Origin of the sequence: Marinobacter antarcticus (genome assembly GCF_011049865.1) — a bacterium.
In the GTDB taxonomy this organism is placed as follows: Bacteria; Pseudomonadota; Gammaproteobacteria; order Pseudomonadales; family Oleiphilaceae; genus Marinobacter; species Marinobacter antarcticus_A.
This window is the reverse complement of sequence record NZ_DRGY01000153.1, coordinates 1-13,397: the sequence shown is the minus strand read 5'-3', so window position 1 is coordinate 13,397 and position 13,397 is coordinate 1. Positions and strand designations below refer to the sequence as shown.

Here is a 13,397-nt window from a genome sequence, read left to right as displayed (position 1 = left end):
CCGGCGATGTGCTGGTTTCCGGCTACACCGATGACCGGCCCATCTCAAGCAGCCGGTATCGTTCCAATTGGGATCTGTCCGCCGCACGCGCCGTATCCGTTGTGCACGAGCTTGTCCTGAATCAGCAGGTGTCTGCAGAGCGCGTAGTGGCCGCAGGTCGCGCAGAAACCAACCCCCTTGCGCCAAACGACACGGCTGAAAACCGCGCGTTGAACCGCCGGGTGGAAATCGCCATCCGCGACCCCGAGTGTGACACATCCGTTTCCACGGGAGATTTACCGGTAGACATCTTGCCCTGAGTGACAAGAGTCAGGGATTTTGACCAGGAAACATACGGCGCCAGGCGGTTGTTCAGACCACAGGTTTATTGGTCGGCAAGGTACGTGTCTTTCAGTCGAACGTAATTTGCAGCGGTGTACGCAAAGAAATCGCGCTCTTCCTCCGATAGGGCCCTGGCCTTTTTGCAGGGAGAGCCGACATAAAGATGACCGGATTCAAGAGTTTTTCCCGGTGGTACCAGGCACCCGGCCGCCACAATCACTTCGTCCTCAACCACCGCACCATCCATGATGATGCAGCCCATGCCCACCAGCACACGGCTGCCAATGGTGCACCCGTGTAGCAGGGCTTTGTGGCCCACGGTCACATCGTCACCAAAGGTCAGCGGATAGCCGCCCGGGTTATAATCACTGGCGTGGGTTATATGAAGTACCGAACCGTCCTGAATGCTGCAACGGTCACCGATGCGAATTTTGTGCATATCACCCCGCACCACGGTCATCGGCCAGATGGAGCAATCGTTACCGGTTTTTACGTCACCGATCACCACCGCACTGGCATCCACCAGAGTGCGTGCTCCGAAATCTGGCGTGGTACCCTTGTGAGAACGTACATTCGTCATTACATATACCTGATAGATGAAATTATTCCACTAGCGACACGCTACTTTACCAACTCGTTGCTGAGAAGGGGACCTATGAATAACCCGCTACTGACTGATGATTTGTTGCCCAGGTTTGACCATGTGCGTACTGAGCACATGGAAACCGCGATTGACCAGATTCTCAGCGAAAACCGCGTGAAAATTGCGAGTCTTGCCCAGAACGAGGATCCTGATTGGGACACCCTCGCCCAACCCATGCAGTCTCTGGAAAACAAACTGAACAACGCCTGGTCTGTCATCTCCCATCTCAACGGAGTGATGAACAACGACGACCTGCGCAAAGTGTATAAAAACTGCCTGGAGAAGCTCACAGAGTACAGCACCGAACTGAGCCAGAATTCCACCCTCTGCGAAGCCTACAAAAAGCTGGCCGCGCGGGACGATTTCAAGGAGCTGACCGAAGCCCAGCGCAAGTCTGTGGACAACACCCTGCGAGACTTTCACCTTGGCGGTGTCGATCTGCCAGACGACCAGAAAAAACAGTATGCGGCTCTCTCCCGCGAACTGGCAGAACTGTCCAACAGCTTCAGCGACAACGTTCTGGACGCCACCCAGCATTGGTTCAAACACATTGCCAATGTGGAAGAACTCGCCGGCGTGCCGGAATCCGCCATTGAAGGCGCGAAACAGGCCGCCAGCCAAAAAGAGCTGGATGGCTATGTGATCACCCTGGATTTCCCCAGCTTCTTCCCGGTAATGACCTACGGCGACAACCGAGAGCTTCGTCGCGAAGTCTACGAAGCCTTTGTTACTCGGGCGTCCGATATGGGTCCGGATGCAGGAACCTGGGATAATACTCAGGTGATGGCCGAAATCCTCAAGCGCCGGCACGCCCTTGCCAAATTGCTCGGGTTCAACAATTACGCCGAGCGCTCGTTGGCCACCAAAATGGCCCGTGATACCGAGGAGGTTCTTGGTTTTCTCAATGAACTGGCGGCCAAATCCAGGCCAGTGGCCGAGAAGGACTTTGCGGAACTCAAGGCATTTGCCAAAGATGAACATGGTATTGACGATCTGCAAGCGTGGGACGTGGGCTATTACAGCGAAAAGCTACGCCAGCAGCGCTACGACATCTCGCCCGAAACGCTTCGCCCCTGGTTCCCGACAGACAAGGTTGTGCCAGGTTTGTTCCGGGTTGCCGAGAAGCTGTTCGATGTGCAAATTGAAGCCAAACCGGATGTGGAAACCTGGCACGAAGACGCCACCGCTTACTGCATTAGCCGCAACGGTGAGCCAATCGCCTGGTTCTACCTGGATCTGTTCGCCCGCCAAGGCAAGCGCGGTGGCGCCTGGATGGCAGACTGTCGGGTACGCTGGCGCAACCTGCGTGGCCAGTTGCAGTTGCCAGTTGCCTTCCTTACGTGCAACTTCACACCACCGCTGAATGGCAAGCCATCGTTGCTCACCCACGACGAAGTAACCACCCTGTTCCACGAATTTGGCCATGGGTTGCACCACATGCTGACCCAGGTGGAAGTCATGGATGTCTCAGGCATCAATGGCGTGGCTTGGGACGCGGTAGAACTGCCCAGCCAGTTCCTGGAAAACTGGTGCTGGAACCCCGAAGCCCTGGCGTTGATTGCCAGCCACCACGAAACCGGAGAACCCTTGCCAGAGGATCTGCTGCGCAAACTGCTGGCGGCCAAGAACTTCCAGCCGGGCATGGCGATGGTGCGGCAGCTTGAATTCTCTCTGTTCGATTTCCGCATGCACGCGGAATTCAATGAAGAGGCTCCGACCAACCCGCTGGCGGTGCACCGCAAAGTACGCGAAACCATCGCGGTTGTGGAGTCTCCGGAGTTTAATCGCTTTCCGAATTCGTTCTCGCACATATTTGCTGGCGGATACGCGGCTGGCTACTACAGCTACAAATGGGCGGAAGTGCTGGCCGCAGATGCCTTCTCGTTGTTTGAAGAAAAGGGCATTTTTGATCCTGATACCGGGCGAGCGTTCCTGCAGAACATTCTGGAAAAAGGCGGTTCACAGGAACCCATGGAACTGTTCAAGGCGTTCCGTGGGCGCGAGCCTCAAGTAGATGCTCTGCTGAGGCAGACGGGTATCAGCGACGAAGCGGCCTGATCCAACTTGCTCCGGTGGTCGTTATAGCCACTGGAGCTTTTAATCTGGAGTCACGTTATGGCAACCCCTAAGCGTTTTATAGCCGGAGCCGTCTGTCCCCGCTGTGCGGAGATGGACAAAATCATGATGTTCACTGACGATGCGGATGAACAGATTCGCGAATGTGTGGCTTGCGGTTTCACCGATGCCGTTTCGGATGCCGAGACCCCTGCGACTCCGGAGCTGGATACGCGGGTTAATACCCGTGACAACGAGGATGATCATACGGTTAAGCAGGTTGTGTTTTTTAAGGCTGGGTCTGAGGACTAGAGATTTTAAGGATTGTAGCCTGCTGGCTTGGAGGGTTTCGAGGTCGCGGCGGTATATTTTTCTTCTGGGAAAAAGCAACTCGCTGCGCTCAAACATCTTTTTCCCGGCAGAAAAACATCCCCCCACACCCTCTTATTCTCATTGCACGGACAGGCCGGCTTAAATAGTAAATACTCTTTATAGTAAATACTCTTTTTTGTTGCTGTGAGGCTCAGGTTTTATCCATACGCGCAAAGCGTGGGACCTGTTCTCCGGCAACGTCGACGGTTTCGCGGAACATGCTGAGCGGGCGCACCCAAAGGCTGTAATCCCCGTACAGGCAGCGGTAGACCACCAGTTTTTCCTCTGTTTCGCTGTGGCGGGCAATGTCGATGACTTCGTAGTCCTTACCCTTGTAGTGCCGGTACAGCCCCGGGCGAATATCGTCTTTTCTTTCACTCATTCTGGTGTTCTCCCACTCACTCACAGGTGCCGAATATCCGGGTACATCGGCAACAGCCGTTTGATTAGCCGGTTCTGGGCCGCGGTTGGTATGTTGTTTTCTTCCATGGCCAGGATCAGATTTTCGGCCAGGGCGTTAAACTGGGTGTTTGTAATCCCCATGGATTGATGCACCTCGCGCATGTCGCGCCCCGAATATTCACAGGGGCCGCCGCTGAGTTCACACAATTGATCAGTCAGATTGCTATGGAACTGCGCCACATTGATGCCCTTGAACTGTGCATTGATGCGGTCGTCATCCACAATCAGATAGAGCAGATCTTCCACAATATTGGCGATTCCTGACCGTTCGCCGAGTTGCAGGTACAGGCTGTTATCCGGCTCGCGTTGAAAGTTTTGGCAACCGCTCAGAACAAGGCCCATCGTAATAGCAAGTAGTATAGTGCACGTCTTCGCCAGGCTCCGGCCCATGATCAGAAACTCCCCTGAAGAGACAGATAAACACCCTGCTGGTCGGTCAAAGTGGCAACGTCGCCAAGATTGACGAACGCTGCCGTTACCGCAAACCGACGATCTGGTACCCAGGCAATAAACACGTCCCACCAGTCGTCTTCGCGGGCAAAGCTCAGGTTGTCCGGTTTTTGTCGGTACTCAGCGCCCAGCAGCCACTGCCGGTTAATAAACACGCCTGCGCCGGCTTCAGCCATGAACTCATAGCCATTATTTAGGTCGCCGCCAAAGCCCAACAGCCCGCCCTGGTTAGCGCGAGTTCCCCGCACCGTGGCGTTCACCAGAAGGTTGCGGCCAAACACAGCAGCAAAAAATACTTTGGAGCCGGAAAAATACACGTCCGTGCCGCTGTCGTTGCGGGCACCTATGGCCTCCGGCACGGTGAAATCTCTCTGCCGTTTGTACTGCAGGCCGGCAGACCACTGGCCCCAGGGGCTATACAGAGCGTCACCAAACAGCCGCACTTTTACCCCGAAAATGTCCTGGTTAAGTTCATCTTGCTCCAGACCAAATCCGTCTTTGAGAGTGAATGCCAGGCTGTCCAGATCGAGAGTTTGACGGGCAACCGTCACCTCGATTCGGTTATTCCAGTTAATGCCCGCACCGGTAACCGAAAGCGTGTAGTCGTCCACTTCCGCGCGGCTCAACGCCACAGTGCCGCCCCACTCTTCATCACTGGCGTAACTGCCCAGCAGCGCCCAGGGCACCAGCCCTCCGCCTGCGCTGCCTTCTATGCTGGTAACGCCGCCGGTTGCCCAGATTCGGCTGCCAATATCAGCCATCGCCGAGGGCGACGCGAGAAGGCCCAGTATCAGCAGGGGTGCGACCCTGACAGCACGCGGCTTGTTGAAAAAACGTGTCATGACGAATGCTCCAGCGTAATGTCGGCCAGCTCTTGCTGACGCGCTGCAATAGCCGCGGCCGTCTGCGCGAGATCCGCGACAGCAACCGGACGGCTCAGATAGAAACCCTGGCCAATGTTGCAGCCCCAGGATTGCAGCAGTTTCCAGGTTTCCAGATTCTCGATACCTTCTGCGACCACCTTGAGGCCAAGGCCATGGGCCATATCGATGGTGGATTTTACAATCAGTTGATCCTGAGGCTCAGCATTCAGTTTGAGCACAAAGGATTTGTCTATTTTCAGTTCCTGAACCGGCAGCTTGCGCAGTTGTGACAGCGATGAATAGCCAGTACCAAAGTCGTCGACAGACAAAGTGACACCGAGAGCCCGCAGACGGTTTAACGTGGCCATGGCCTCTTCCGGATCCTCCATGAGGGCGCTTTCGGTCACCTCCAGGGTGATGCGGTCCATATTGTGGTGCCAGCCGCCAAAAATGCTGGCTATACGCTCGGTCAGCCCCGGCCAGGTCAGGTCCATTGCTGAAAGGTTGATCGCAACGCCTGCATCCAGCCCACCGTTGAACCAGGCGCGAGCATCGTCGGCAACCTGCTGTAATATTTGGTCCGTCAGATCGTGAATTTGCCCCGACTGCTCTGCCAGAAAAATGAACTCGTCCGGGGATATGAAACCCAGCTCCGGGTGTACCCAGCGCACCAGAGCCTCCACTTGAAGCAATTGTCCGGTGCGGCTATCCAGCTTGGGCTGGTAGTTCATGTGCAGACCGCCGTGCCGGATTGCACTGTGCAAATCGGAGACCAGCTTCAACTCCCTCAGGTGGTTCTCATCCCGGCCCGGCTCGTATCGTGTGACCGCTACATCGTTTTGCACGGCCTGCTCGAAAGTAAGATTGACGCGCCTTCTCAGTTCATTGATCTGGCCGGCATCGGCAGGCAACTGCAGTGTTATCAGGTTTGTGCGCAGTGAAAACGGCGTTTTGTCGATATTCAGCGGCAACACGGCGCTGCTGTGCAGAGCCAAGGCCCGCTGATCCAGCGCCTCAGGGCTATGGGCAGGGATCAGGGCCATAAACTCGCCGCCGCCGGTGCGCGCAATCAGGCTGGCGTCCGGGAGTTCCACGCGGATTCGCTCGGAAAGGCTCAGCAACACTTTATCTCCGAACTCCAGGCCAAGGGTGTCGTTGATGTTGGAGAGATCACTCACACGCAGGCCGATCAGGCTGAAGGATTTGCCGGCGTCAAAGTTTTCGTTCGCGGCGTGCATCAGGGCGCTACGATTACCCAGCCCGGTGACTTCGTCATGGGTTGCGGCGTGACGAATTTCGGTTTCGCGACCAATGAGCCGTGCCAGCGTGTCTCGCAAGGCATCCCGCAGTTGACGCAACTCGCCGCCGGTGCGAATGTCAGGCGCTTGCGGATTGTCTCCCCGGCCGACGGCCCGGGCGTATTGCGCAAGTTGCAAAACCGGCTGGCCCAGATACCTCGCTGTCAGCAGTGCCAACACGATGGCAAGCACCATGATGGCAGCGACCAACAGGGCTATTTCCAGAGCCCGGCTGTAGTAGTTCTGGAGGCTGGCTTCCCGACTGCTCATCAAAAGTGCCTCAAAGGTGCCTTTCTCGGAGGTCCCGAGGCTCAAGGTGCGAGTGAAGTATCGGGTGCTTTCGATAAAGTTCTGGCCACTTGAGGATTTGAGCAGGGCAGCCACCCCGGCGGTATCGACATCGGAAGATGCCGCAAAGCTGGTGAACTCGCCGGGATCATTCGCGTTGCTTCGGAAGATAACGGAACTGCCGCTGAGCCGGGCAATGATATTAGCCAGTTCCTGATCCAGCTCGAAGCCGGCGACCAGCCACGCTCGTAAACCGGGCGCCTCTACAGGCACAATAAGCACTTCGTATCCGCGCTGATTGATCGTCACCAGCGAGCGGTTCACCCCGCCACTGCTTACATTGGCCAGTTGTGTAGAGGTGATGTCGGGGATGTCCTGAGGCAGCGTGGACGCCAGCGGCTCTCCCTGGCGGTCCAGCAGCAGCGCAAAATCTGCCCCCACCCGACCGCTGTGATTTTCCAGAGCGCTGCTGAGAGTTGCGGGGTCGCGACTGGCGATAGCCGAACGGAAACCGAAGTCGCGAACAACAACGCTCAACCTGGAGAGTTCAAGGTCGGTGCGGCGCTCGATGACCTCGGTGGTCAGGCGTTCAGCCACGCTGAGCTGCTCCAGCGCGCGGCGCTGCTCATCCTCAAACAGGTACACCATTAACAGCGCGCCGATCAACAGGCTCACCAGGGCGACCAGAGCAACCATCGCGATAACAAGCCGGCCGCGGAAGCCGATGCGGTTTGCGAGCCCACCCATCAAAGATCCCGAAAGCGTTTCTGAAGGTTGTCCAGCGGGCCGTCGTGACGCGGCTCTGGCTGCAGTTCGATGTTGACGATGTCTGCGGTCGTATTGGCGAGGCTGGCGGTATCGATTTTCCGAACCACGGGCCGGGTGTTGTTTTGCAGGCGGGCGTGCCAAATGTTCAGGCTGAGCGAGTCGGGTACCTTGGCTGCGCCAAAGTCCAGTGCGAGCGTTACTTCTCCGCGCTCATTGGTTTGCCCGATCGCTCGGGTGCTGGCGACAACAATAAACGCCTGCATGTGATCGTGAATATTGCAGCCAAGCTCGACAATACCGGGCTTGTCGAACACCACAGGTGATTCGGGCTTGCCGGCATACAGTTCGAGATTGAAAGGCTTGGCCGGCGAAAAAGAGTAAACGTGGTGCTGGGTGTTATCACGATTGGGGAAATCCACGCTGGAGCCGGAAGGCAAAATCAGCACATGGGGGTGGAACATACGGTCTTTCTGGCTCACTTCCGCCCGCACGGGGGCGGCTTGGCTGCCATCGTTCACATAGACAACGGCGTCGGTCACCGGGCCGACATCATCCACGAGCTGAACCCGCACCGTCAGTTGCTCTGCCAAAACATGAGCAGACATCAGGAACCCGACCAGCAGCAAAACCGTTTGTTTTCTCATTTTGGGTATAAACCTTTCAATTGCTCAACACCTCCCACGACAAGGCCTTAAACGGAGGCCGGATCAGGCCTCGCCAGAGCCCAGGGAAAAGCGGATGTGATTTCGGATCAAAAGATTCTCCCAATAATGCCGCATCCAGTTCCAGGCGTCGTTGTTTACCTGTTTTACGAATGGATCCAGATTAAGTTCGTAATAGTCCGGTGTGCCAGCAATCTGGAGCACGGTAACGACGATTGAATCGTCCAGCTCGTTTGCAAAAGGCTCGCCAATGAGTCCATGAACCAGCAGGTTAGCACGAGTTGCTTCTATATCGACAAGCCCCCCGGATCTCATGGAGTGATTGTTCTCGTGCATCTCCTCCATCAGGCGATGGCACAGGTAGGCCCTTATCAGAAGCCCGTCCAGACCATCGTAACGCACCAGCAGCGCTGACGGTTCAGTGAAGTAGCCCGTTGCCGCTTTAACGAACGGATCGAACAGCCGTGCTGTGCCTGCCTCGCGCGCGCACGCATTCACGCATTCAATAAGCCTGGGCGCCATTTCAATGTATTCGATGGCGAACTGGAACAGGCAATTTGCGGGTTGATACCCCTCGATCATGACAGTTGACGGCAAGTTGGCTGCGGTTTCATGCAACTGCCGCAAAAACGTTCCCGAGCGGGCCTCTTTGCGCCGCGCGTGATCAATGATCTCTAAGACTGCCTGTGGAGTCATTTGAGGACATGCCAGTGTTTGAACAAGGTGAGGTCGCAAAGCGCCTCCTTTAAAAACGCGCAACGATGAGCAGGGCAACCATTCTGCAGCAGATTATTAACATGACCACTGAGAGACGCCCGTCTTTTCCGACAAGTGTAGACGAGATTCTGTCAGCTGCGATTTCCAGACTGTTAGAAATTGTGAACAATCGTGTCGGAATTACCAGGTGCTGAACCATCGATCGTTCCGTGTGTGTGACCAGCACAACCACCCCATACTGACGGCACGTGCGAGCATGAGGCATATGAGCGAGAACCAGAGCCCATGGTTACCCCAACTTGTGGTCAACCACCAAACCGGTGCAAAAATGCCCAGCGCCGAAAACAGCATGGTGTTTTGCATATCCCGGGTGCGTGTCGCGCCAATGAATACGCCATCGAACAGAAAGCCCCAGACAGATGCGAAAGGGAGCACCCAAAGCCAGGGTAAATATTGCCAGGCAACCGTGCGCACTTCCTCAATGCCCGTCAGCATCGCGATTAGGCTGCGGCCTCCAACCACGAACACAATGGTGAGCAAAAGCGACCCCCACAGCGACCAGCGCAGCGCGCAACGCAAGACCACGAAGAACTGGGGCTTGTTGTTACCGCCCACCGATTCGCCGATCAGAGCTTCAGCGGCATTGGCGAAGCCGTCCAGAGCGTTGGAGATCAGAAGCAAAAACGTGATCAATACCGCATTGGCCGCCAGTATGGTGTCGCCCTGACGGGCTCCCTGAGCCGTAAAAAACGCCAGCACCAGCAGCAGGGCAATGGTGCGAACCATGATGTAACGATTTATTCTCAGGAGCGCCAGATAATCCTCAAGCTGACCGAACAGTTCCCGGGTCAGGCGTTGTCCGTCCGGCATGCGCCGTAGCACGATGACAAAACCAATGATTGCGGCACCGTATTCGGCGATCACTGTGGCAATGGCCACACCTCGGCTGTTCCAGCCCAGCACGGTTACGAACAGCACATCCAGAACGATGTTCAGACCGTTGGCTACGATAAGCATAATCATGGGGCCGCGAGCAAACTGGGTTCCGATCAGCCAGCCCACAAGGGTGTACTGGCACAGTACGGCGGGCGCGCTCCAGATTCTTATGGCGGCGTATTCAGCGGCAAGCTCGGTAACGCCCGCGCTCGGATTCATCAAGGCCAGCCCGATTCGGATCAGAGGTTGATGAAACAGAATGAGCAGCAGGCCAATACCGACCGCCAGCATCATTGAGCGCAGCAGCAGCGCAACCTGACCGAAACTGTCGCGTTTGCCCCAGGCCTGTGCTGCAAGCCCCGTTGTGCCCATGCGCATGAAACCGAAGGTCCAGTACAACAGGGTGAACAGGTTGGCGCCAACCGCCACGGCGCCAAGGTATTCCGGGCTTTCAAGATGTCCAAGCACAGCTGTATCCACCAGTCCCAGTAACGGAACGGTGAGGTTGGTGAGCATCAAGGGCCATGCCAAGGCCCATAAGCGTCGATCAGTCACCGACAGTTTGAAGATCATATTCTGTTTTCTTCTTAAAAATTAATGGTTAGCATTTTTGGGTTTATCCAATGTTTTCGTATTTTGCCGATCTGTGTCTATACTGGCCCACGAGTATCTATAAGCAGGCTTTCACTCTGAGCTTGCCGGTGAATGCGAGAGCACCGGTAATACATCAGAGGGTTAACGCAAAATCCGACAAGAATAACACTCTGTGGAGACACAGTATGCGCGTGCACGCTCAGCGGGCAGGTGCCCTTTTAGGCGGTCTGTCGTTTCCTGCCCTGTCCCTGGCGGACTGGACGGTAAATATGACCCCCGGGGTAACCGGCACCAGTAATGAGATTTTCGACCTTCACATGACCATCTTCTGGATCTGCGTCGCGATTGGCGTCGTGGTATTCGGGATCATGTTCTGGTCTATTTTCGCCCACCGCAAGTCCCGGGGGGCGAAACCCGCAAACTTTCACGAGAATACGCTGGTTGAGATTCTATGGACGCTCATACCGCTGGTCATTCTTGTGATCATGGCCATCCCCGCCACCTCAACCCTGATCGACATGTACGACACCACCGAGTCGGATATCGATATCAAGGTAACCGGCTATCAGTGGAAGTGGCAGTATGAGTATATCAACGAGGATTTCGGTTATTTTTCAAGCCTGACCACGCCGGCAGAACAGATCAGCAACCGACAGACCAAAGGTGAACACTATTTGCGTGAAGTGGACAATCCGATGGTTGTCCCTGTCGGGAAAAAGATCCGGTTTTTGCTCACGGCAAACGACGTTATTCACTCCTGGTGGGTTCCCGATTTCGGTTTTAAAAAAGATGCTATCCCCGGCTTCATTAACGAAGCCTGGACCCGCGTAGACAAGCCCGGTATCTATCGGGGCCAGTGCGCGGAGCTCTGTGGCAAGGACCACGGTTTCATGCCGATTGTTGTCAAGGCGGTACCGGAAGACGAATACAACACCTGGGTTGCAGATCAGAAAGCGGCGGCCGAAAAAGAACGTGAGCTGACCCAGAAAGACTGGACCATTGACGAGCTGATAGAGCGTGGCGAGAAAGCCTACGCAACGACCTGTGCGGCCTGTCACCAAGTCGACGGCAGCGGCGCGCCACCTACTTTCCCCGCACTCAAGGGCAGCAGTATTGCCACCGGCGACATCACCGCGCACATCGATATTGTGGTGAACGGTAAATCCGGTACAGCAATGCAGGCTTTTGGCGGCCAACTGAGTGAAGCCGATCTTGCCGCGATCATTACCTACGAGCGTAATGCCTGGGGTAATAAAATGGGCGACATGGTCACGCCGAAAGAAATCTTCGATTACAAGAACAAACAGTAATCAACGCCAGATAACAGATATCACCAGCCACAATAATTGGCGGTAACGGGGGTTTTAATGAGTGCGGTTGCAGATACCCACGCCCAGGATCATCATCACGGTCCGGCCAGCGGCATAACTCGCTGGCTGTTTACGACAAACCATAAAGATATCGGGACAATGTACCTGATATTCAGTTTCACCATGTTCCTTCTGGGTGGAACCATGGCGATGGTTATCCGGGCGGAATTGTTCCAGCCGGGGCTTCAGATTGTTCAGCCGGAATTTTTTAACCAGATGACCACCATGCACGGCCTGATTATGGTCTTTGGTGCGGTTATGCCGGCGTTCGTCGGGCTTGCAAACTGGATGATACCGCTGATGATTGGCGCGCCGGACATGGCGCTGCCACGGATGAACAACTGGAGTTTCTGGTTGCTTCCCTGTGCGTTCCTGATCCTGCTTTCGACCTTGTTTATGGCCGGTGGTGCGCCCAACTTTGGCTGGACATTTTACGCACCTCTGTCCACCACCTACGGGCCGCCGAGCACAACCTTCTTTATTTTTGCCATCCATATTATGGGCGTGTCGTCCATCATGGGCGCCATTAACGTCATTGCCACGATCTTGAACATGCGGGCACCGGGTATGACGCTGATGAAAATGCCCATGTTCGTATGGACCTGGCTGATTACTGCGTTTTTGCTTATTGCCGTAATGCCGGTGTTGGCGGGCGTGGTAACCATGATGCTGATGGATATTAACTTTGGTACCAGCTTCTTTAACGCGGCCGGTGGCGGCGATCCGGTTCTGTTTCAGCATGTATTCTGGTTCTTTGGGCATCCAGAGGTCTATATCATGATCCTGCCGGCGTTCGGCGCCGTGTCGCATATTATACCGGCGTTTTCCCGTAAGCCGCTGTTTGGCTATGCCTCAATGGTTTACGCGGTGGGTGCCATTGCGATGCTTTCGTTCCTGGTGTGGGCACACCACATGTTCACCGTAGGAATACCGGTAGCAGGCGAGCTGTTCTTCATGTACGCCACCTTGCTAATTGCCGTACCGACAGGCGTGAAGGTGTTCAACTGGGTGGCGACCATGTTCCGGGGTTCGCTCAGCTTTGAAACACCTATGCTGTTTGCCGTCGCGTTTGTAATCTTGTTCAGCATCGGCGGTTTTTCCGGCCTCATGCTGGCGATTGCCCCGGCGGATTTCCAGTATCACGATACGTACTTTGTGGTAGCTCACTTCCATTACGTACTGGTACCCGGTGCGATATTCGGTATCTTTGCGTCCGCATACTTCTGGTTGCCCAAGTGGACCGGCAACATGTATGACGAAACCCTGGGTAAAACCCATTTCTGGCTGTCGTTCGTCGGAATGAATCTGGCTTTCTTCCCGATGCATTTCCTTGGACTTGCCGGAATGCCCCGCCGAATTCCCGACTATGCTCTGCAGTTTGCTGATTTTAATATGGTTTCAAGCATCGGGGCGTTCATGTTCGGCTCCACCCAGCTATTGTTCCTGTTTATTGTTGTGAAGTGTGTGAGAGGTGGCGAAAAAGCGCCCGCCAAGGCTTGGGAAGGCGCAGAGGGCCTTGAGTGGACATTACCGTCGCCGGCGCCCTATCACACGTTTGCAACGCCACCAGATGTGAAGTAGGAGGCCGGGGGATATGT

The 13,397-nt window shown here is 55.5% G+C and carries 13 protein-coding genes; 5 read left to right on the top strand and 8 right to left on the bottom strand.

Going from position 1 to position 13,397, the window contains the following annotated elements:
- A partial coding sequence (locus ENI00_RS18605) for an OmpA family protein (protein ID WP_304105812.1) occupies positions 1–299 on the top strand: 299 nt, incomplete at its 5' end.
- Positions 300–364: 65 nt separating this feature from the next.
- On the opposite strand, the gene ENI00_RS18600 is transcribed toward ENI00_RS18605, so the two are convergent.
- A complete protein-coding gene (locus ENI00_RS18600; protein ID WP_304105810.1) occupies positions 365–901 on the bottom strand; it encodes a gamma carbonic anhydrase family protein in 537 nt (178 codons plus the stop codon).
- 75 nt (positions 902–976) lie between these two features.
- On the opposite strand from ENI00_RS18600, the gene prlC reads away from it, so the two are divergent.
- Together prlC and ENI00_RS18590 are read left to right on the top strand one after the other, a co-directional pair.
- The gene (prlC, locus tag ENI00_RS18595; RefSeq protein ID WP_304105808.1) at positions 977–3,022 is read left to right on the top strand and encodes an oligopeptidase A; all 2,046 of its coding nucleotides are present in this window, start codon (positions 977–979) and stop codon (positions 3,020–3,022) included.
- 57 nt (positions 3,023–3,079) lie between these two features.
- Positions 3,080–3,331, top strand: a complete 252-nt coding sequence (locus ENI00_RS18590; protein ID WP_304105806.1) for a YheV family putative zinc ribbon protein — start codon at positions 3,080–3,082, stop codon at positions 3,329–3,331.
- Between the two features lie 211 nt (positions 3,332–3,542).
- Here the strand turns inward: ENI00_RS18590 and ENI00_RS18585 are convergent, their stop codons facing one another.
- The 7 genes from ENI00_RS18585 to ENI00_RS18555 all read right to left on the bottom strand — a co-directional run bounded on the left by ENI00_RS18585 (position 3,543) and on the right by ENI00_RS18555 (position 10,408).
- Positions 3,543–3,773 carry a DUF1653 domain-containing protein gene (locus ENI00_RS18585; protein WP_304105805.1) on the bottom strand — a complete coding sequence of 77 codons (231 nt, stop codon included), beginning with the start codon at positions 3,771–3,773 and terminating at the stop codon, positions 3,543–3,545.
- Between the two features lie 20 nt (positions 3,774–3,793).
- Positions 3,794–4,243 carry a group I truncated hemoglobin gene (locus tag ENI00_RS18580; protein WP_304105803.1) on the bottom strand — a complete coding sequence of 150 codons (450 nt, stop codon included), beginning with the start codon at positions 4,241–4,243 and terminating at the stop codon, positions 3,794–3,796.
- 2 nt (positions 4,244–4,245) lie between these two features.
- Entirely contained in the window at positions 4,246–5,145 is a 900-nt protein-coding gene (locus ENI00_RS18575) for a DUF3034 family protein (protein WP_304105802.1), read from the bottom strand.
- Positions 5,142–7,499 carry a putative bifunctional diguanylate cyclase/phosphodiesterase gene (locus ENI00_RS18570; RefSeq protein ID WP_304105800.1) on the bottom strand — a complete coding sequence of 786 codons (2,358 nt, stop codon included), beginning with the start codon at positions 7,497–7,499 and terminating at the stop codon, positions 5,142–5,144. The genes ENI00_RS18575 and ENI00_RS18570 overlap by 4 nt, the downstream gene beginning before the upstream one ends.
- Positions 7,499–8,164 carry a methylamine utilization protein gene (locus ENI00_RS18565; RefSeq protein ID WP_304105798.1) on the bottom strand — a complete coding sequence of 222 codons (666 nt, stop codon included), beginning with the start codon at positions 8,162–8,164 and terminating at the stop codon, positions 7,499–7,501. The genes ENI00_RS18570 and ENI00_RS18565 overlap by 1 nt, the downstream gene beginning before the upstream one ends.
- A gap of 63 nt (positions 8,165–8,227) precedes the next feature.
- Complete coding sequence (locus ENI00_RS18560; protein ID WP_304105796.1) at positions 8,228–8,878, bottom strand: hypothetical protein; 651 nt, start codon at positions 8,876–8,878, stop codon at positions 8,228–8,230.
- Positions 8,879–9,079: 201 nt separating this feature from the next.
- Positions 9,080–10,408 carry an MATE family efflux transporter gene (locus ENI00_RS18555; protein WP_304105794.1) on the bottom strand — a complete coding sequence of 443 codons (1,329 nt, stop codon included), beginning with the start codon at positions 10,406–10,408 and terminating at the stop codon, positions 9,080–9,082.
- Between the two features lie 206 nt (positions 10,409–10,614).
- Between ENI00_RS18555 and coxB the strand changes: the two genes are divergently transcribed.
- The gene (coxB, locus tag ENI00_RS18550) at positions 10,615–11,739 is read left to right on the top strand and encodes a cytochrome c oxidase subunit II (protein ID WP_304105792.1); all 1,125 of its coding nucleotides are present in this window, start codon (positions 10,615–10,617) and stop codon (positions 11,737–11,739) included.
- A 57-nt stretch (positions 11,740–11,796) separates the two neighbouring features.
- On the top strand, positions 11,797–13,380 hold the full coding sequence (gene ctaD / locus ENI00_RS18545; protein WP_304105790.1) for a cytochrome c oxidase subunit I: 1,584 nt from the start codon (positions 11,797–11,799) through the stop codon (positions 13,378–13,380).
- The last annotated feature ends 17 nt before the right edge of the window (positions 13,381–13,397 follow it).

Coding starts and splice junctions, on each gene's coding strand:
- prlC (WP_304105808.1), top strand. CDS start 977: ATGAATAACCCGCTACTGACTGATGATTTGTTGCCCAGGTTTGACCAT.
- ENI00_RS18590 (WP_304105806.1), top strand. CDS start 3,080: ATGGCAACCCCTAAGCGTTTTATAGCCGGAGCCGTCTGTCCCCGCTGT.
- ctaD (WP_304105790.1), top strand. CDS start 11,797: ATGAGTGCGGTTGCAGATACCCACGCCCAGGATCATCATCACGGTCCG.
- ENI00_RS18580 (WP_304105803.1), bottom strand. CDS start 4,243: ATGGGCCGGAGCCTGGCGAAGACGTGCACTATACTACTTGCTATTACG.
- ENI00_RS18555 (WP_304105794.1), bottom strand. CDS start 10,408: ATGATCTTCAAACTGTCGGTGACTGATCGACGCTTATGGGCCTTGGCA.
- ENI00_RS18560 (WP_304105796.1), bottom strand. CDS start 8,878: ATGACTCCACAGGCAGTCTTAGAGATCATTGATCACGCGCGGCGCAAA.
- ENI00_RS18600 (WP_304105810.1), bottom strand. CDS start 901: ATGACGAATGTACGTTCTCACAAGGGTACCACGCCAGATTTCGGAGCA.
- ENI00_RS18565 (WP_304105798.1), bottom strand. CDS start 8,164: ATGAGAAAACAAACGGTTTTGCTGCTGGTCGGGTTCCTGATGTCTGCT.
- ENI00_RS18570 (WP_304105800.1), bottom strand. CDS start 7,499: ATGGGTGGGCTCGCAAACCGCATCGGCTTCCGCGGCCGGCTTGTTATC.
- ENI00_RS18575 (WP_304105802.1), bottom strand. CDS start 5,145: ATGACACGTTTTTTCAACAAGCCGCGTGCTGTCAGGGTCGCACCCCTG.
- coxB (WP_304105792.1), top strand. CDS start 10,615: ATGCGCGTGCACGCTCAGCGGGCAGGTGCCCTTTTAGGCGGTCTGTCG.
- ENI00_RS18585 (WP_304105805.1), bottom strand. CDS start 3,773: ATGAGTGAAAGAAAAGACGATATTCGCCCGGGGCTGTACCGGCACTAC.